The 21,224-nt window shown below is 41.1% G+C and carries 12 protein-coding genes; 9 read left to right on the top strand and 3 right to left on the bottom strand.

The window, feature by feature from the left end:
• Positions 1-28 precede the first annotated feature (28 nt).
• Complete coding sequence (locus ABEB05_RS04810) at positions 29-814, top strand: carboxylesterase family protein (protein ID WP_265788005.1); 786 nt, start codon at positions 29-31, stop codon at positions 812-814.
• Between the two features lie 18 nt (positions 815-832).
• Here ABEB05_RS04810 and ABEB05_RS04805 read toward each other — a convergent pair whose 3' ends face one another.
• Together ABEB05_RS04805 and ABEB05_RS04800 are read right to left on the bottom strand one after the other, a co-directional pair.
• Positions 833-1,609: an endonuclease/exonuclease/phosphatase family protein gene (locus tag ABEB05_RS04805; protein ID WP_265788003.1), complete on the bottom strand. Its 777-nt coding sequence runs from the start codon at positions 1,607-1,609 to the stop codon at positions 833-835.
• Between the two features lie 97 nt (positions 1,610-1,706).
• The gene (locus ABEB05_RS04800) at positions 1,707-2,702 is read right to left on the bottom strand and encodes a LacI family DNA-binding transcriptional regulator (RefSeq protein ID WP_265788001.1); all 996 of its coding nucleotides are present in this window, start codon (positions 2,700-2,702) and stop codon (positions 1,707-1,709) included.
• Positions 2,703-3,379: 677 nt separating this feature from the next.
• Between ABEB05_RS04800 and ABEB05_RS04795 the strand changes: the two genes are divergently transcribed.
• The 6 genes from ABEB05_RS04795 to ABEB05_RS04770 all read left to right on the top strand — a co-directional run bounded on the left by ABEB05_RS04795 (position 3,380) and on the right by ABEB05_RS04770 (position 12,733).
• The gene (locus ABEB05_RS04795; RefSeq protein WP_265787999.1) at positions 3,380-4,012 is read left to right on the top strand and encodes an RNA polymerase sigma factor; all 633 of its coding nucleotides are present in this window, start codon (positions 3,380-3,382) and stop codon (positions 4,010-4,012) included.
• Between the two features lie 297 nt (positions 4,013-4,309).
• Complete coding sequence (locus tag ABEB05_RS04790; RefSeq protein ID WP_265787997.1) at positions 4,310-5,362, top strand: FecR family protein; 1,053 nt, start codon at positions 4,310-4,312, stop codon at positions 5,360-5,362.
• 83 nt (positions 5,363-5,445) lie between these two features.
• A complete protein-coding gene (locus ABEB05_RS04785) occupies positions 5,446-8,865 on the top strand; it encodes a SusC/RagA family TonB-linked outer membrane protein (protein WP_265787995.1) in 3,420 nt (1,139 codons plus the stop codon).
• A gap of 30 nt (positions 8,866-8,895) precedes the next feature.
• Entirely contained in the window at positions 8,896-10,533 is a 1,638-nt protein-coding gene (locus ABEB05_RS04780) for a RagB/SusD family nutrient uptake outer membrane protein (RefSeq protein WP_265787993.1), read from the top strand.
• A gap of 86 nt (positions 10,534-10,619) precedes the next feature.
• Positions 10,620-11,870: a glycan-binding surface protein gene (locus ABEB05_RS04775; RefSeq protein ID WP_265787991.1), complete on the top strand. Its 1,251-nt coding sequence runs from the start codon at positions 10,620-10,622 to the stop codon at positions 11,868-11,870.
• 455 nt (positions 11,871-12,325) lie between these two features.
• Positions 12,326-12,733 (top strand): RraA family protein, encoded by a 408-nt coding sequence (locus ABEB05_RS04770; RefSeq protein WP_265787987.1) that lies wholly within the window; start codon positions 12,326-12,328, stop codon positions 12,731-12,733.
• Positions 12,734-13,012: 279 nt separating this feature from the next.
• Here the strand turns inward: ABEB05_RS04770 and ABEB05_RS04765 are convergent, their stop codons facing one another.
• Positions 13,013-14,014, bottom strand: coding sequence for a LacI family DNA-binding transcriptional regulator (locus tag ABEB05_RS04765; protein WP_265787986.1), 1,002 nt, complete (start codon positions 14,012-14,014; stop codon positions 13,013-13,015).
• A 392-nt stretch (positions 14,015-14,406) separates the two neighbouring features.
• Here ABEB05_RS04765 and ABEB05_RS04760 point away from each other — a divergent pair, with 392 nt between their 5' ends.
• Positions 14,407-17,688, top strand: coding sequence for a VCBS repeat-containing protein (locus ABEB05_RS04760; RefSeq protein WP_265787984.1), 3,282 nt, complete (start codon positions 14,407-14,409; stop codon positions 17,686-17,688).
• A 68-nt stretch (positions 17,689-17,756) separates the two neighbouring features.
• Complete coding sequence (locus tag ABEB05_RS04755; RefSeq protein WP_265787982.1) at positions 17,757-21,221, top strand: FG-GAP-like repeat-containing protein; 3,465 nt, start codon at positions 17,757-17,759, stop codon at positions 21,219-21,221.
• Positions 21,222-21,224: the final 3 nt, after the last annotated feature.

The raw sequence follows: 21,224 nt of genomic DNA, 5'->3' as shown, positions 1-21,224 counted from the left end.
ACATCAATCTTATAACAAATATACACCTATGGCTAAAAAAATTGCTCTGGCTGCAGTGTTATTATTGACACCAATAATGGCATCTGCTCAAATTACCGACTTTAAAGCGGAATCCTACCAGGATGAGAACGGAAATGAACTGAATTACAGGATACTAAAACCGGCAGAATATGATACTTCAAAATCATATCCGTTGGTACTTTTTTTACATGGAGCCGGTGAACGGGGAAGCGATAATTTTAGTCAATTGAAATGGGGAGTAAATCGTTTGGCCATTCCGGAAATGCGGGAGGAGTACCCGGCATTTGTTGTAGCTCCACAGGTACCGGAGGGAGAGTGGTGGTCTAACCTCAGAACGGAAAAAGGAGACACCACAACCTATACCGTGCCCCTGCGCGAAGATCCAATGGAACCAATGCGCCTAACCATCCAACTGCTTGATAAACTTGAAAAAGAGTATGCCATTGATAAGGATCGTATTTATGTAACGGGACTTTCGATGGGTGGTTATGGCACTTTTGATTTGTTGGTCCGGTACCCGGAAAAATTTGCGGCTGCGGCACCCATCTGTGGTGGCGGAGATCTGACCCGGGCATTTTTGTTAGAAAAGACTCCACTTTGGATATTTCACGGAGCCCAGGACGAGGTTGTGGATGTTCGATATTCTCGTAAAATGGTAGATGCTATTCGACTGGCAGGGGGGAGTCCTGGATATACAGAATATCCTCATGCGGATCATGTCGGGGCTTTCGTAAAGGCTTACCGGGATCCCGAATTATATAAATGGCTGTTCAGCAAGGAACTGGATCGGTAAATTCTGGGGAGGTATAGGTTATTTTATCTCAATTTCTGCATAAACGGGCAGATGATCAGAGGGATAGAACCCTTCTTGAAAAGAGGTTAATATTGCGTGCTTATTAACCCGAATTTCATTGTTTGCAAAGATGTAATCAATTCGGCGGCCGTCACTTCCACCATTTACCTTGAATCCTTCAAAGGTAAATGAGGGCCCCACATGGGAAAGCACTGAAATCTCGTAGGCATCATTTAGTTCAGGGGTGCCGCTGGTGAGTGTAGCATAGGGCTCACTGTCCGGCATCACATTAAAATCCCCGGTAAGAACGGCCGGCTTCTTTCCAGCTACTTCCCGGATGACCTTTAAAATGAGCTTTGAGCTTTCAAGACGGGCCACTTCCCCGACATGATCAAAATGGGTGTTGAAAACATAAACTTGCTCACCGGTAGATTTGACTTCAAATAATCCCCATGTGAGGATGCGGGGCAGGGCAGCATCCCAGCTCTTGCTCGGTTTTTGGGGTGTTTCAGAAAGCCAAACCGTACTGTCAGACTCTTTTACAAGTTTCACCTTACGCGTATCATAAAAGATAGCGGAAAATTCTCCTCCATGTTTACCATCCTTACGTCCCTGACCGATCCATTCATAATTGGAAAGTTCTTGATCCAGATAGGTTAGCTGATGTATTAATCCTTCCTGGGTACCTACGAATGCAGGGTCGTAGAATTTTATGACATTAGCAACCCTTCCTTTACGATTATCCCAATGGTTTGGTGCATCATCCGGATTATCGTACCGAATGTTATAGGACATAATATTTAACCCACTGGATTGTGCCTGAGCAGTTGAGCTTATGCTCACTAAAAGAGGCAGCGGTATAAAAATGAAAAACAAGAAGCGAACCATAAGCTTAAGAAGATTCTCGTGCCACAAGTTCGGTAGGAACCAGATTAATCATACGATCTGGTTGTTCATCCTCGCCTAGCAAGGCCTTCATTTTCTGTATGGAAACTGTTCCAAGGTGTTCATAGTGGGTATGAACAGAAGAAATTTTGGGAACGTGACGCGAACAAATTGGCAGGTCATCAAAACCAACAATAGCAATATCCTCCGGAAAGTCATAGCCTTCGACCATCGCTTGTTGCATAAAGCCCTGACACATATTATCGTTACCAGCAAAAATAGCACGCGGCTTATTTTTGGTTTTATCAAAGGCATGGAAAGCTTGAATACCAGACTCAAAGCTAAAATCTCCTTCGAATTCCCAGTTTAATGTAATGTCCTCCTGCCGTTTTACATAATCCATAAATCCGTGTGCACGCTGACGCGAGACATTTTTATCGGCGGGACCGTGAATGATACCACAGGTTTCATACGACCGATCACTAAAATGTTGGCCTACCAAGTGTCCACCGCCATAATTATCAAATCCTACGGTATTGAATACTGGATTGTCGAGTAGTTCGTTAGAAACCACAGGAAAGTCTTTCGGTAATACCTCTCGCAGTTTTTTGTAATGTTTTTTCCAGAAGCGGGGAGCATTAATGATAAGTCCATCATATTCTTCTTTCTTTACCTTTTGAGCGATGTCTTCAATTTTCGGAATATGATCTTCTAAGCTTGAAAGGCTCAAACGTACATTTTGACGGGAGGCGGCTTTATTAAGGCCGTCAAAAAAGGAGGCATAAAATTCTCCAACCTGAATACCTACTATAAGCAGCACATCTAATATATTATCCCCCTTTAAACCTTCTTGATAATTTTGTACGGGGTAGTTTAATTTTTTTGCGCTTTTTAAGATGGCTTTTTTAGTATCGGGATTGGTATCGAAGCCATTGAGAACTCTTGAAACAGTTGATATAGAAAAACCAGTATCTTCTGCAATATCTTTTAGTGTTACTTTCAAAGTATAAAAGTATTGTTAGTTAATGATTTGTTAAAGCTTAGTATAAATATGTAAAATAAACCAAATAAAACTTTTTATCTAATAAAATTAAAATAAATATGGATATAATTTAATTTAATAAGATAAAAAGACGAAAGGTAAAAAAGTTGTTGGACTAATCATTTGTTTTATAGCCCTATCAAATAACTTTATTAATATTCTTTCAATTCGCGATAGAATTACAACATATTTTAAGTTTTGAAATATAATAAATCCTTAGGAATATTTTATAATCTTTAAGAATAATTACAAAAGGAATTCTACGTCTAAAATATAATTACTGTATCGATTAGTGAGAATTATTTGAAAATATTTTTTAAAAAAAGTACCTGCCAATTTTGATCTACTCGATTTGATACTATCTACTACATTTAAAATCTATAGACGGTACCACTTTCTTGTTTTTTTAATTTATTTAAAATAAGCTGCATTTATATTAAATAAATTTTCGTTTATTTCCATCGTTGGTATACGGTAATGGATATAGTAAGTACTCACCGACTTCTATTAGCGGGATAATAACAATGATTAAAGATGACAAGAGTTAATATTCTATAGCATTTGCTAACAGGAGAGAATTGTTTAAGGACGGGAACGACTTCTGGTAAATTTTTTATTTATGACGAAGAACGAGGTTTATGGTTGAATCGATACAACCAGATTATACGTGTGATGTGAAATTTAAGGATGATCCGGATTTATGGCAGTCCATATTAGAGGGAGAGCGGGATGCCTTTGAGCTATTGTTCCAAAAATATTTTGATGATTTATTTCATTATGCCTTAAAGTTGACCGGACAACGGAGTATAGCTGAAGATCACGTTCAGGGATTATTTCTATATATTTGGCAGAAGAGAGGCACTCTTAAAGAGGTGATGGCAGTGAAAACTTACCTATGGGCGGCTCTCAGAAGACGTATTATTGATAGTTACCGCAAAAAGAAGACTGAACGGAAGTACTTGAACACATACCATGATGATAATTTGAGCATGCAACTTTCCTCTGAGGAATTGATCATCAATGACGAGCAGGCTACTATTCGAAGCAAAAAATTGAAAAAGGCGATAGAACAACTATCATCCCGAGAATGCGAGGTACTGTATCTAAAATTCTACGAAGGCATGAATTATCAGGAGATCGAACAGATTATGTCGGTCAATTATCAGACTTGCCGTAACTATACATATAGAGCTATAGAATTTTTGCGAAAAACCCTCCATACAGAAGTTTTAGCCAGCATCATTTTAGCAGGACTACTCAGTATGTTATAAAATCAAATTCCCCGACATTCAATTATAGAGTTCTTTGCAAAATCGTATTACCTTTTACCTTCTATTCTTCAAGACACAGATCCACTACAATATATGTTAAAATCTCCAGCAACATAGGTATACAGGGTCTTGGGGCACTTTGATAATTAAATATGAAGTCTTCAAGAGTATTTGGTTTCATGAGAATGTGGGATATTTATTTCTTTTTTAAAGAAGTTTGGATTTTTTTGAGTACAAACAGCTTTTACAAACGTCTATTCCTTGAAATAGAATTTTCAAAGAATAGATATAAAGGCTGTGAAAGAATCTGATTATAGTTTTGAAGAACTGATTCATAGTGAATCATTTCAAAATTGGGTTAAGGGACAAGCCGAACCCGAAGAAAAAAAGTATTGGGATGACTGGGTAGCAAAGGCTTCCGAGAATCGCTTATTAGCTATGCGGGCGCAAAAAAGAATTGCAGGGTTTTCTATAAAGCCTACTTCAAATCCAAATCGTGCAAAGGTCTGGAGGAATCTCCAAAAGCATATCCCAGGAAAAAAGGATCACAATCTAAAGTCAAAAAGTATTTCCTCCTCCAATGACAGGCTGCAATGGTTTTTTAGAGCGGCCGCCGTTTTTTTATTGGTAGCATCAACGGCTCTGGCCATCCATTTTATGTATGAACCAGCGCCTGGAAAGCAGGAGGATCAACTCGTACGCAAAGAAGTGATCACAAAATATGGAGAACGTAAGACAATCAAATTAAATGACGGATCCAGTATAATATTGAACGCACATTCAAATTTAGTTTATTCTGTTGATCCTGGGGATTCTAATGCGGTAGAAGTTTTTCTGGACGGCGAGGCTCATTTCTCGGTAGAAAAAAGAGGAAACCCCGAAGATTCACCCTTTAAAGTTAGGACATCAGGAGGGTATGTAAAAGTGATGGGGACAGAATTTGTGGTTTCAACCCGGAATCAAGATACCCAGGTAGTCTTAGAAGAAGGAAGTGTGGCTTTGACTCCTATGAACAGTGGTAATAGAGAAATGACTATAATGAAACCTGGAGAATTAGCTGAATTCAATGCTGATAGTAAAAGCATCAAGACCCGTTTGGTTAATACAGATGTTTATAGTTCGTGGACTACCTACCAACTGGTTTTTGATAAAACCCCTTTGGATGAAGTAATGGATCGATTAGAAAATACATTTGGTGTCAAAGTAGTAGTTAGGCAGGCAGACCTGTATGAACGAACAATTTCTGGAGCAATCGACAATTCAAGTCTGGAAGTAATTACATCAGCACTATCTAATACCTTAGATACACCTATAATAGTTAAAGATGATGCAGTTTATGTCGATAAATAGGTTTTTACTATAAATATGTAAGGGTGCAGTACCAAAATATTTTAAAGTCTAAATAAGTAATGGTTAATCTTAACTCGGTCGATATGAAGACGACAATTCAATTTTATGCTTCTGTAAGAATCTGTATAGTTGTGATAATTTGTGGACTGGCCGGTCTGTGTAGTCAAGCCTATAGTCAATCTACAACGCAGTATTTCACATCTAATGAAGAAGATTTGCTGTTGGATAACAAAGTACAGCAAATTGTCCCCTTGAAGTCCATTTTAAATAAGATAGAGGATTCTCACAATATTTCTTTCCTATTTGATAACCGTCTGGTTGGGGAGGAGTATGTTTCTATTCCAAGTATAGAAACGGACAGCCTGGCAAATTTACTCGGAAAAATACTGACCGAAAGGGGATTGACATATAGAAAACACACTGAGCGGACTTATGTGATTATGGAAAAATCAGATGCTGAAAGTTCGCCTGTATTTGAAGAGGTCGTTACTGGGCGTGTTACTGAATCCACTAGCGGGGAATTGTTGCCGGGAGTGAACATTATTGTCAAGGGCACTCAGATAGGAGCAACAACCGATATGAGCGGAAATTACCAGATTAAGGCTCCAAGTTTACAAGATACCCTCATCTTTACTTTTGTAGGTTTTCAAAGGCAGGAGGTTCCTATAAACGGTCGTACACAAATTGATATCCAATTAGTTCCGCAAACTATCGAGGGGGATGAACTGGTTGTCATTGGTTATGGAAGTAGTAAGCGAGAAGATTTGACAGGATCGATCTCCTCTGTTACCGCATCTGATTTAGAGAATTCAGTAACGAGTACGTTCGATCAAGCCCTGCAGGGACGTACCGCCGGTGTTATGGTTATGAAAAATTCGGGTAAACCTGGTGGTGGAGTTTCAATGCAAATTCGGGGCGTCAATACCCTGCAGAGCAGCTCCGAGCCATTGTACGTGATTGATGGAGTGCCCATTTCAGGGAATTCAGATGACGGCATTACCAATCCCTTGGCGACGCTTAATCCGAGTGATATACAGTCTATTGATATCCTTAAAGATGCTTCTGCGGCAGCTATTTATGGTTCGCGAGCATCAAATGGAGTAGTACTGATTACCACTAAACGGGGACATGAGGGCGATGTGCAGGTTAATTATGACGCCTATGTTGGAGTACAGCAGCTGCCGAAGCAATTGGAGGTTATGAACCTGCGCCAATATGCCCAATACCGGAACAGACAGGCAGAAATTGCGGGATGGGGCTCTCAGCCGGAATTTGCAGATCCATCTATATTGGGAGAAGGTACGAACTGGCAGGATGTTCTTTACCGTGATGCCCCGATGACTAAGCACAATGTTTCGGTCAGCGGTGGAGATGAGACTACACAGTATATGTTGTCTGCAGGCTTTTTTAATCAAAATGGTATTGCTATTGAATCTGACTTTAATCGGTATTCACTTCGGTTAAATCTTGATAATCAGTCAACTTCCTGGTTAAAAGTAGGAACCAGCCTCAATTTGAGCAGGACCAATGAAAATATTAATGTCTCCAGCGATGACATCGTAAATATGGCTATCAGGCAAAGCCCGGACATCCCGGTCAAATATCCCGATGGGAGCTGGGGGGGACCTTCAGAAAGTGAATTTACACTCGAAAATCCCGTTGCGCTTGCCAAGCTGAATACCAATGAGCAGAAAAGATCACAAGTTATTGGAAATATATATGCAGAAATAGATTTCCATGAAAATCTTACGCTGCGCAATGAGGCGAATGGAACTTTTGGTTATACCAATGATTATGTTTTCAATCCCACTTACCAGTTTAATGCGCGGGTTAATGATTTAAATTCGAGCAATCGAAGCTCCAGCAACAGTACATTTTGGCAGTTAAAGAATTTTATGACCTATGCCAATACGTATCAAAGTTTGTCGGTAAATGCTATGTTGGGCCACGAAGTACAGGTGAATCAATGGGAGGGACTAAGCGGTTCCCGAGAGCGCTTCCCAACTAATAACCTTCATGAATTAGCTGCTGGCGATGCCCAGACAGCGCAAAATAGCAGTTATTCCGGATCGAGTTCGCTACAGTCCTTTTTTACGAGACTTAATTTTAGCTACGATGACCGGTATTTGCTGACGGGTAACCTCCGCACCGATGGTTCTTCGAATTTTGCAGCTCAAAATCGTTGGGGGTATTTCCCATCCTTAGCATTGGCGTGGAGAATTTCCAACGAATCGTTTATGCAGGATGTGAATTTTATTGATGAACTTAAATTACGGGGAGGGTATGGATTTGTAGGTAATCAAAATATCCCGAGTAACCGATTTATTGACACTTTTACGATTGTGGAAACACAGTGGGGAAATGGAGTAAGGCCACAAAACTTGGGGAATGAAAGATTGCGATGGGAATCGACCGAATCAATGAATGTCGGCCTTGATCTCAGCGTGTTTTATCACCGGATAAACTTTACGGTTGATGCCTACTTAAAGCGTACACACGACCTGCTGACAGATGTACCATTACCCCTGTTGGCCGGAACTTCTGGAAATGGCTCGATCAATGCTCCGATCGATAATATCGGGCAGCTGGAAAACAAAGGTATTGAGTTTTCACTGAATACCATAAATATGGAAGGTGACCTACGATGGGAGTCTGATGTTGTGCTGTCAATGAACAAGAATGTTGTTACCCAGTTGAAAAGTGAAAACAGCATTATAGACCGGCAGATCAACTTCTTCGATACCGCAACCCGCACGATTGTGGGAGAACCGGTCGGACAGTTATTTGGATATGTTGTGGAAGGAGTTTTCGAAGATGCGGAGGATATTCAAAACCATGTAACCCAGAATAATGCCATAAATCCGGTTAATGGGGTATGGCCCGGAGATCTTAAGTTCAAGGATCTTAACGATGATGGAGTGATTGATGAGCAGGATCGAACGGTTATTGGCAATCCGATGCCGGATTTCCAATATGGAATTACTAATAAGTTTTTCTATCAGAATTTCGATTTTTCCATTTTCTTAAATGGTAATTACGGGAATAAGATATTTAACCAGGTGCGTCGCCAGAATGAAGATCCAGCGAGTGATTTTGGTATGCTTGAGTCTGTTTTTGACTACGCTCGTCTCGAACCAAACAGTCTGGATGCAGACGTAAATGAGGTGGTCGTAACAAATCCAAATACCAAGGTACCTCGAATAACAACATCCGATCCCAATAATAATCAGCGACCCTCAACACGGTTTGTAGAAGATGGTACCTACCTGCGGATTCAAAATATAACGGTGGGATATACCTTGCCATCAAATTTGGCCTCGCGCTTTAATCTTAGAAATATGCGGGTATATGGCAGTATAGAAAACCTGCATACTTTTACAGGGTATTCAGGTTATGATCCTGAGATCGGCTCACAAACCTCCGACCCACTTTTGATGGGTATTGATAATGGACGGTATCCCTCTCAGCGCATATTTACGCTCGGAATAAATATTGGACTATAAGAAATGTTAAAACAAAAACAGCTTGGTGTTATGATGAACAATAGTAGTATTTACATAGTGCTTTTAGCCGTGATACTAACCAGTATTTTGGCAGGATGCAGTGATTCATTCTTTGTCCGTCCCCCCCAGGATCAGTTAACAGCGGATAACTTTTACGCCACAGAAACGGACCTTCGTATGGCAACGGCTCCATTGTACAATACGGTTTGGTTTGATTACAATGATAAGGCTTCGTTTACGGTGGGAGATGCACGCGCAGGTAATATGATTACGACAGATGCAGGATATGAACAGTTTCTATTGTTTAGCATTACCTCGGGTAATGATCGTCTTAATGAGGCATGGCGATCTTTATATCTGGCTATTTCTCAATCAAATCTGACGATTAAAAATATTCAACAAAAAGCGGCCGGGGATATTTCTGAAGTAGCTAAAGAAAATGCGATCGCTGAAGCTCGTTTTATGAGAGGCTATGCCTATTCATATCTTGCTCAGCTTTGGGGAGCAGTTCCTATTCTTACGGATCCTGCAAAACTCATCGATCAGCCTAACGTACGCCGAAACCTAACCGAAGATGTTTATCAGTTTGCAATTAATGACTTTGAATATGCGGCTGAACATTTGCCTACAACGGATGACCCTGGCAGAGTGACCCAATGGTCGGCACTGGGTATGTTGGCCCGGTTGCATCATGCAAGGGCTGCTTTTAAGGCGCAAGATGGAGGTACTTTAGATCAGCAAGATTTGGATACCGCAAAAGAATATGCGCGACAAGTGATTGAAGAGAGCGGCCTGAACTTGGTAGATAATTATGCTAATCTCTTTAAGCTTGAAAATGAAAATAACCAAGAATCTCTTTTTGCACTGCAGTGGACCTATGAAGGCAATACGTGGGGAGTCCAGAACACCACGCAGGCTTATTTTGCTGCCGAGGCAGCGCTCACGGGGGTGGGAGACGGCTGGGGCGGTGGTACAGGCGTATCAGCTTGGTTGCTTCAGCAGTATAACCCTGATGATCAGCGGCGTAAGGCAACATTTATGCTGAATGGTGATCACTATCCAGAGCTGATGCAGGAAGAGGGGGGATACACTTATGAAGGTACGGGTGCCAGCGGTCCGGGCTCAGCCATAAAAAAATATATTATCGGGCGGCCATCTGACAATGATGGTAGAGTCGGATTTATGAGAACTGGAATTAATACCTATATGTTGCGGCTGGCGGAAGTCTATTTGATATATGCTCAGGCCGAGTTAGGTAATCAGGAGTCTACCAGTGATTCCCAGGCACTACAATATTTTAATGCTGTACGTAATCGGGCGGGACTCGATTCTAAAACCACTATCACTCATCGAGATATACTCTTGGAGAAATGGAAGGAATTGGCCTATGAAGGCCAAAACTGGTTTCAACTGGTTCGCTGGCACTATTATGAACCCGATGCCGTACTACAGTTTATCGATGATCAGGAACGCAATATGTCGTTTGAATATACGCAGGGCGGTGATACGACCTATACGGCACCACCCACGAATATTACAGCGGAGCATAGCGATTTCAATTTGCCATACCCAGAGGCGGATATCGTTCAGAATCCAAATTTGATGGAGGAGCCGGTACCCTATGATTTTTTAAACGAGGAGGGTACAAACGAAGCGAATAAAGAATAGGCTAACCCTGACTCGCTTGAACAATTTATGAGCTGTCTAAAAATCTTCGAATGTAAAAAGTAATAAGGTAATTAGGTATGAAATCAATGAGTAAAAGAATAAGCACAGGAGGCATTGCTGTTTTAGTTTTAACAGCAATGCTCGTTATGCAAGGATGCCAGGATAATTCCGTAAGCAATACTGGTGACTATGATGATCCGGTATCAATTACTGGAATTCGTTACACAAGCCCGGATTCCACAACGGATATAAAGCAGGTAGGACCCGGAGATGTAGTAGCGTTAGAAGGAAACAATATGGATGCGGTAGCGAATGTCTATTTCAATGGGTACGAGGCTACTTTTAACCCAGCACTGGCTGCCAAATCTCATATGGTAGTGACCATTCCTGCTGACATGCCATTCGGCGAGATGGATCCGGAAGCTTCCTATATGAATCAAATAAAGGTTTCCAATAGTGTCAGTGAAGACTCGCTGGAGTTTCCTGTGTTACCACCGCCTCCCCAAATCAATCGTATCAGTGACGAATTTGCTGAAGCAGGCAAGGAAATTACGCTAAACGGCCAATACTTGTACCTAATAACGGAGATCATCTTTCCCGGCAATGTCGAGGCCACTGATTATCAGTCTGTGGCGGATGGCAGTTCTCTGAAAGTGACCGTGCCGGAGGGGGCCACATCCGGAGAGATAAAAATGTCTTCAAGTTCCGGAACTTCGACGAGTTCACCCGGTGCCCGTTTTCGTGATCCCACCGGCATGATCTGTAACTTTGATGATGTGTTTAGCTACCAGTGGTGGTCGGCTGCGCTTTCTTCGGATGCCTCGCTGTACCCGGGTAATGAAGGGCAGTATGCTATGCTTGAGGTTTCTAACCTTGCCGGGGGAGACGGCTCATGGTGGAATGGCGGCCGTTCGATTAACCTTAATCCGACACAATGGATTGAGGCTTCTAACCTTGGAGAAAATCCCTCAAACTTTGCTGTGAAATTCGAAATCAATGTGGAAGGAGCCTGGGAGCAGGGAACATTGCTAGTCCGGGCGGCAAATCCCTGGACCTACACCGCACGGTATGCACCGTGGAAGGGAGAAAATGGAAATATTAATTCATTCGCAACGAATGGATGGCAAACGGTTCAGATACCTCTTAGTGACTTTAAAACGGCCAATAGTGAAGGACTGAACGGCGCCGGTACTGCTCTGCCGAGCCTCGCTGACATGTTGCCCGATGGGGAAGCACCATCAGCAGGAATCATGCTGGTTAATAATGGAGAAAATGCGATCAGCCAGCTGAGCATGGCTATAGATAATATTCGAGTGGTGAGGATTGCGGGTCCGTAATTGAATGGAAGCTTATTTGGTCATGTGACCAGGAAAACCAAGCAATCGGTTAACATTTAAGAAGGTTCATTGCATGTGTATTATTTTTTGAAATCCCGATTTTTTTATTGTCTGGATTCTTCTGTTTATGTGCTATGGTTGTACCGATCAATCGACAAATATTAATGGAGAAGAGAAAGAGCAGGATACTAATCCGGTATTTGAATCAATAGAAGAGACGGTACCTGAGGGCAATCAATACCCTGGTTTTTTCCTGCATTAGCTGGCAGCCTAAAGATATTGCTTCGCCAGCATATCAGGAGAAAACTAAACTAGGAAAAAAACTTGATGCCCGTATACAAGTTAATCCAGAAACCATTATCGGAAAGATACCGATTACTGTTTTTGGTAATAATATTAATCCATATATCGGGGATATCCACCAGGAGCAAGCACTTATTGAGCGGGTCAGAGACTTGAGATCCAATATCATTCGTATGTCAGGTGGAAATATTTCAAATGTATTTTTCTGGGATGCCTCGCCCGGTAACCTTCCACCGGGGGTTCCCGATCAGTTGATAGATGGAGATTATAAAGCAAAAATTCCAGTCTATCTTGACCATGCTAATAGAGGACAGGGTATTCGTCCGGGAAGAAATGAGGTAGAGTCGGTTAATGCCACTGTAGTAGTGGGAGGAGTACAGGTAAATCCCGGTGATGTTATTGTAGCCGATGGTGATGGTGTAATTATAGTTCCCCGCAAACATGCACGGGAAGTAGCCAAATATGCCCGTGAAATTTTGAAGAGCGACAAGGAGGCGCGCAGAGCACTTTATGAGGAATTGGGAATTCCTCTTGATGAGACAGTTAAAGAGAACAATTAGCCAAACTATGAATCAATTTATCACCCAGATCAGAATTATAAGACTCCTAGAAACCACTTACATGTCCCTTTAAAGCTGAAAATGTAGGAGAAATCCATTGTTGAACTGCTTATTGGGGGGGGAGCGAGTCCGTGTGATATGATGGTTACATTATTCATCTGATTTGATTTATCCAACCAGTCGTGTGTAGATTGGCGGTCGATTTTCCTGATTGGCTTCTTACGGGCAGGCTTATAACGATTATACTTTTAATTTTAGTTCTATATCTCTCAGGTTAAGTCATGAAGATTCCCTGTGGTTGACACTCACTGGGATCAGGCTCAGGACTCCTTCCTGTTGGTTGGGATTAGCAAGAATTTCCTTCATTTTCTCCATCGTAACCATTCCCAAAGACTCGTAATCAGTATGAATAGAAGAGATCGTTGGACTGTGTCTCCTGCATATAGGAAGATCATCATAACCGATAAGCCCAAAATCGTCGGGTATCTTATAACCGTTAGCCAAGGCCTCTTTCAGAAAGCCGTGGGCCATATCATCATTACAGGCAAAAATAGCTTCTGGTGTATTTTCGGTTTTATGAAAGGTCTCGAATGCCTTTTGACCGGACTCAAAGGAATAATCACCCTGGTATTCCCAGCAAAACTCCATTTTTGTATTTTGATACAGGTAATCTCTGAAGCCATTGAATCTATACCGTGATTCCGGCTCTTCAAAAGGGCCCTTAAGAATTCCACATTGCTTGTATCCCTGATTGTTAAAATGTTCACCAGCTAAAAATCCTCCGCTGTAGCCGTCAAAAGTAACAGATGTTACAACAGGATTTTCAATGAGGGCATTAGAAATAATAGGAAAGTTTTCCGGTAATTCATCCCGAAGTATTTGGTAATGTTTCTTTTTGAATTCAGGAGCAAAAAGTACTATGCCCTCATATTTTTCGCTGCTTATTTCTTTGAGAATTCGAAGAACATCGTCAAAAGGTTTATCCAAATTCATCAGGGAAAGTTGAGCATCATTTTTTTCTGCTGCTCTACTCATTCCCTTAAACATTGAAGAATAAAATTCTCCTTCACTGAATTTGGTCAGTACATGGCAGATCTTTAGAGAGTCTACAATTTTGTCTCCATTAATAGTATGATAAATAGGATATTTAAGGCGTTTGGCCGCCTGATATATTTCTCTTCGGGTTTGTGTACTAATTTTATCAGATCCATTTAACACCCTTGATACAGTAGAAATAGAATATCCAGTTTCTTCAGCAATATCTTTTAAAGTGACCTTCAATGTATCATTGTTTAGAGTTTAATATCTGTTAATTGTAATAATAACACCTATAATACAATAACTATCTCATTATTGAATATTTCAAATAATTTTCAATAAAATATAAAAATATTGCATTGCTTTGCATTTCTATAATTTATTTTTTGGTAAAAAAGGGTCACTAAATGTAAATGATTCGAATAAATGGGATATTTTCCTATTATAGGGCAGGCAAATCTGATACAATTGGTAACTATAATAAAATTAGGTTTTTAGAAGAGAGGTACTAAATATTATTCATTTTGTTAATTGATACTTTGGAAATACATATTTTAGCAAAAGGATCGATCTGTATTAAAATTACATCTATGGGGTTAGAAGTTTTTCAAATCAAGTTTAAAGCTCTGATGTACATGAGCATTTTATTAATATTTATTGGTTGCCATTCCGCTGATGAAGAGTCTAGATTCAGGAGTATTGGTTCATCGCAAAGCAATATTACGTTTGCTAATGAGGTTGAGCAGAGCTTAGACTTTAACATGATAAACTATCTTTACTTTTATGACGGGGCCGGGGTTTCAATCGGAGATATCAATAATGATGGGCTACCTGATATTTATTTTACTGCAAACATGGACTCTAATAAACTCTATTTAAATAAAGGAAACTTTGAATTTATAGATATTACGGATAAAGCCAGAGTAGGGGGAACGGGGGACTGGACGACAGGCACTACAATGGCTGACATAAATGGGGATGGATTGCTTGATATTTATGTGTGTAATGTGCACTATCGGTCAAAAAAGGGACAAAACCAGCTGTTTATAAATAACGGGGATTTTACGTTTACGGAACGCGCGGCCGAATATGGACTTGATTTCAGGGGATATTCAAAGCAGACCGTATTTTTCGATATGGACCGGGACGGTGATTTAGATATGTATCTTTTGAATCATGCAATACATAATGAAAACTCCTTTAAACCAGCCGAGCAGCGTAAGGGTAGCAGTGAAAAAGAAGGAGATCGTTTGTATAGAAATGATGGGGGTAAATTTACAGATATTACCAAGGAAGCGGGAATATATAACAGCGGTATGGGATATGGTTTGGATGTGACTGTAAGTGATCTGAATGGAAATAATTATCCCGATATTTATGTTTCCAACGATTTTCATGAAAATGATTACCTGTATCTGAATCAAAAAGACGGAACATTTAAAGAAGTTCTGGAACAGAGCACCAGCCATACCAGTCGGGCATCCATGGGAAATGATATAGCGGATATTAACAATGATCTAAAACCTGATATAGCCGTAGTGGATATGCTTCCCTCGACAGAAGAGTGGCATAAGAAGGCGGTGAGCAGTGAAACTTATGAAGTATATGCCGCCCAAAGAGATTTCGGATACCATCCACAGCTCATCCGAAATACGTTGCAATTAAATGTCGGAAGTGATAGCAACTCTGTACCTATTTATTCTGATATTGCACCGATGACGGGAACTCATGCTACCGACTGGAGCTGGTCTGCACTACTCTTTGATATGGATAATGACGGGCGAAAAGATCTTTTTGTTTCAAATGGAATCTATCGCCGTCCTAATGATAAAGACTATCTCTCGTTAATACGCAGTGATGGTATACAGCAGTCATTAGAAAAGGGCATAACGGAACAGAATATTGTTGTGATTGATAGCATGCCGCACCTTAAAATTCCAAATGCAGCTTTTCGAAATGAAGATTCGCTTGCCTTTTCACATCAAACTGAAAATTGGGGGTTTAATACCCCCAGTTATTCAAGCGGGGCAGCCTATGGCGATCTGGATAATGATGGAGATCTTGATTTGGTAATTAACAACGTAAACACTGAAGCTTCAATCTATCAAAACATGACGGTTGAACAGGATAGCACCAATTATCTTACCGTTTCTATTAAGGGTGAAGGGGCGAATACACTAGGGATCGGCAGTAAGGGAATTGTTTATACAGGTGATAATTATCAGCTTGCGGAACTATTCCCGACCCGGGGGTTCCAGTCTTCAGTAGATCCGCGTCTGTTTTTTGGCCTGGGAGAGGTCAATAAAGTTGATAGTTTAAAAATTATATGGCCCGACGGAAAGGAAACAATAATGGAAAATATTGCGCCAAATCAACAATTGACTGTCGATGAAGGAAAAGTGCCGAAGAATCAATCCTCAATTTCAACCTCAGTTGACCGTTCTTCTTTTTTATCAGAGGTTCCGAGCCCCCTTGAACCTTCTTATCGTCACCTTGAGAATGATTTTAACGGATTTAACGCACAACCATTGATGCCTTATCAGCTCTCACAAATGGGTCCCCCGATTGCAGTAGGAGATGTGAATAGTGATGGGCTGGATGATCTATATATGGGAGGAGGAGCCGAACAAAGTGGGGTTTTATATATTCAGCAGGATGATGGGAAATTTTTAAAAAAAGAAACCAAAGTCTTTGACAATCACGCTCTTTTTGAAGATACCGACGCCGCCTTTTTTGATGCAAATAATGATGGCGCAATAGATTTATATGTAGTAAGCGGTGGGAATGAAGAGCAGAAAAATAACGAACAATTATACGATCGGCTGTATATAAATGATGGGTCCGGAAATTTTGTGCATAAATCCGATGCTTTGCCCGATTTTAAAGCTAACGGTTCGGTAGTGCTTCCCCTTGATTATGATGAAGATGGAGACAGAGATCTGTTTGTAGGTAGTCGTTCTGTTCCCAAAAGCTATGGCGCTACTCCGAATAGCTATCTACTTGAAAATGATGGGGATGGGACTTATCGGGATGTTACCAACGACATAGGGCCCCAATTAGGGGAGGCGGGGATGATTAGTGATGCCCGCTCAGCAGACATAACCGGAAATGGCAGGGATGATATTATTGTAGCGGGAGACTGGATGCCTATAGTTATATTTCAGAATAATGGGGGTGTTTTTGAAAGGTTCCAGGACTTTGAGTCTGATGTGGGCTTATGGCAGAGCCTTCACCTAGCTGACATTGATGGGGATGGAGATTTGGATATCCTGGCGGGTAATATGGGACTTAATACTACGCTGGCTGCATCAGAACAACAACCTTTGGTTGTATATACGGACGATTTTAACGGTGATGGCCATACCGATCCGGTTATAGGACAGACCAAACAAGATCAAATACTTCCCATTGCTTCTCGTGATCATCTTCTTGCTCCTTTTAATTTCCTGCATTCCAAGTTTCCAAGATACGAATCATATGCCGGTAAAACCCTGTATGAAATATTTGGAGAAGAACGCTTGCAGAAAGCAGAAAAGAAGATTGTTACTAATTTAGCTTCGGTTTATTTTGAGAATAGAGAAAACGGGGAATTTAAGGTGCACCCATTTCCCAGAGCTATTCAGGCCGCTCCGGTTTTTTCTTTTCATGCTGAAGATTTTGATCATGATAGCTTTACTGATATTCTTGCGGGTGGTAACTTCTATTCCGTTCTTCCTCTCTACGGGGGGCAATTTGATGCCAGCTATGGATGGTTGCTCAAAGGAACAGCAGGAAAATCATTTGAAGCATTAACACCAGAAGAAAGTGGGATACTGCTGAGGGGAGAAATACGTGAAATAAAAAGTGTAGGTATTGGTAATAATGATAGATTGATCGTAGTTGGCAGAAATGATCAAAGTCCCGTTTTCTTGGAATAATTTAATATATTAAGGTCTATTATTAACCCACAATATTTAAATTTTTAGCACCTGATAAAGATAAAGCGATGCGCAATTTAGTTTCAAAGAAAGGTATCTCAATACGTTGGATTTATCCTGTTATACTGGGAATTCTCTTCAGTGCTTGTACCTCCACGCCACCATCTAAGCCGGATGTAGAGTCTGATGAGTATCGCCAGGCCGTTTCCGATTTTTATGTCAGCCTGACGGCCATGCAGTCAGATCAAGTTCCTTTTGCGGTTGAGAAGATGGACTCTGTTGCCACGATATATCCAGCAGAACCTGCAGCCTGGGCGAATTTGGGGGTTTATGCAATGCGTCAGGGTGATTTTGACGGTGCAACTGAAAAATTAAATGAGGCTTTAAAACGTAGTTCAGATGATGCTGATATTCAGTTTTTGGCAGGTATTTTAGAGAGCCGCAAGGGAAATATAGAGGCTTCATTAGAACATTTAGGAAAAGCGGCCCGCCTTGATTCCACGAATGGGCGAATACTTTTTGCCTTGGCCGAAGAGCTGGAACGACAGGATTCGGAAGAAAATGCCCAGGAAATTATTCATTTGCTTGATCAAATATTGGAAGAACATCCGGATAACCTGGCCGTACTGTTGGAAAAAATACGTACTGCTGCAAAGAGCCAGAACCAGTCAGTCATGGAACAATCACTCGCGAAGATTGAAGAAAATACATCGGGCTGGCCTGAACAGATACAAAAGCAATTTGCCGAACATAAATCTGAAATTCTTAACAAGGAAGGCAGCAATATAACGTTTGAACTGGCTTTTTTGAGAAACACCTTAAGTCAGCTTCCCCGTTTTCAGCATGATGTTGAAGAAGTAGAACTGCCCACCAACCAGGTCGGATTTTTAATAACCGAATTTCGTTGGCTGCCCAAGGCCGATCATATCGCTGCTCCCATAGATAAACAGTTATCATTTACAGCAGTTGATACTGTAGCGGGGCAGTCGGCACAACTGTATAAATCTGTAACGCTGGCTGATGAAGAACAGGCAAGTACGATACGAATAAATAGTGGTGAAGCCATAATCAATAAAAATATAGCTATATCATTTCCGGGAGAATCGGGATCTGATCGGTTACCATCACCTGCAGTAACTTCCATCGATTATAATTATGATTTTTTAAGTGATTTTGTGTTTACCGGATCAGCGGGACTTAAAATCTATCGTCAGGAAGAAGATTCTACCTTTACAGATGCTACAAGTACACTGGGAATACCATCCGAAGTTATTAACAAATCCTATTATGGTTCCTGGGTGATAGATATTGAGCTGGATGGAGATTTGGATTTGCTGCTTTCAGCAGTGGATGGCTCCTCTGTGCTGCTGAGAAATAATGGGGATGATACCTTTGAAGTACAATCGTATTTTGAGGAATCAAAGCATATACGCAATGTTTTATGGGCAGACTTTGACCGCGATGGTGATCCGGATGTGGTTACACTCAGCCAAAACGGAGACCTTCATTTTTATCGAAATGAAAGAGCCGGCGAATATCATTTGGACCAATCCTTTGATCTTGATAGTCCGGTTCAAAGCATCAGCTTTGGCGATTTGAACAGTGATGGAGCTTTTGAAATAATAAGCCTCCAGTCAGATCAGATTGTGAGTTCCAGCTATGTTGATTCTATAGGTGGCTGGGGTACAGAACCGCTTACTTCACTTAAAGATAGTGTAAAAACAGAAGGAGTAATTCCTCAATTACATCTGGCAGATTTAGACAACAACGGGGCACTGGATCTGCTGTTGTCAAATAACCAGGATACCCAGTATTGGCTTAGCAATGAGAACGTGGAGTTAACTTCTGAAGCTACAAACATTTCGGGATATATATATAGTGTTTCGGACTTAGATGGAGACAGCCGCCTCGACCTTTTGGGCTTAAATGAAGAGAATCAGAGTATGGCTCTTAAAAATAGCGGAAATAGTGATTATAAGGGTAGGATACTACAGCCACGTGTCGCACGGCAGTCGGGTGATCGACGTATAAACTCTTTTGGTATAGGAGGAGAGGTTGAAAGCCGGTCAGGACTGCAATACATAAAACAACCAATTACTCAGCCATGGGTACATCTGGGACTAGGGAATTACGAAGAAGCAGAGGTGGTTCGGGTTAATTGGCCCAATGGTACAACCCAGTCAGAGTTTGCAGAGTTAGGATTTGATTCCCAAATATTAAATGAACAGATTTTAAAAGGTTCATGTCCGTGGATAATGACTTATAATGGAGAAAAGATGCAATTTGTAACGGATTTCTTATGGCGTACGGCCCTGGGACTCCGAATTAACAGGCAGGGAGTTAGCCAGGTAATCCATAGTATAGACTGGGTAAAGATTGAAGATGATCAGTTGAAGCCAAAAGATGGGTATTATGATATTCGCATTACCGCAGATTTATGGGAGACGCACTTTTTTGACCATGTCTCACTGATGGCGGTGGATCATCCCGAAGATATTGATGTATTTGTGGATGAACGATTTAAGCTCCCACCACCTGAGCAAAAATTATATCCCATCCGGGATATAGCACCGGTTCAGACGGCAACGGATTGGAATGGCAATGACGTGACAACTAAGATCAGAGAAAAGGAGGGTGAATATGTTGATGATTTGCCGCTTACTTCTTACCAGGGCGTAACTGAAGAACATTATCTTGAGGTGGACCTAGGGCAAGAGGTACCCATAGAAGAGAAGATTAAGCTCATTGCAGCGGGTTGGGTCTATCCAACAGATACGTCTATCAATATTGCAATTAGCCAGAATGAAAATAAATCATTGCATGGCATCCGAGTGGAAGTACCTAACGGATCAGGAGGATGGAAAGTCGTTCATACTGATATTGGCTTCCCGTCGGGAAAAAGCAAAACCATGCTGGTAGATTTGGAAGACGTCTTTGAACCCAATACCGAGCACAAGGTTAGATTGTACACGAATATGGAAATATATTGGGATCAAATTCGTTGGGGAATATACGATGAGGATATAGAACTCCAGACAAAAAAGTTGGCTGCAGAAACTTCAACATTACGTTATCGTGGTTTTTCCAAGTTAGAGCAAACCGATCGATTTTCTCCCACGGTACCGAACTACCAAGAGCTTGCGGGTACCAATCAGCGGTGGAGAGATCTGGAAGGTTTTTATACCCGATTTGGAGATGTTAAAGAGTTAATCGAAGAAATTGATGATCGCTATGTGATTATGAATGCCGGGGATGAACTTTTGTTTAAATTTCCCAGAGTGGAAGAACCCCGCAAAGGCTGGACACGGGATTTTGTACTCATAGGAGATGGGTGGGTTAAAGACGGTGATTACAATACCGTCTTTTCCAAAACAGTTCGACCATTGCCGTACCACGGGTTGGAAGAATATTCTGAGGAGCCCGGACTGCTACAGGATGATCCAGCCTACCAGAAAAACAAAGAGGATTGGGTTAAATATCATACACGTTTTGTAACACCCGGTAATTTTAATACGGCTGTAAGACTTAATTAATGA

The sequence above is a fragment of the Fodinibius salicampi genome (assembly GCF_039545095.1).
GTDB lineage: Bacteria > Bacteroidota > Rhodothermia > Balneolales > Balneolaceae > Fodinibius > Fodinibius salicampi.
This window is presented reverse-complemented; position numbering and strand designations above follow the sequence as displayed.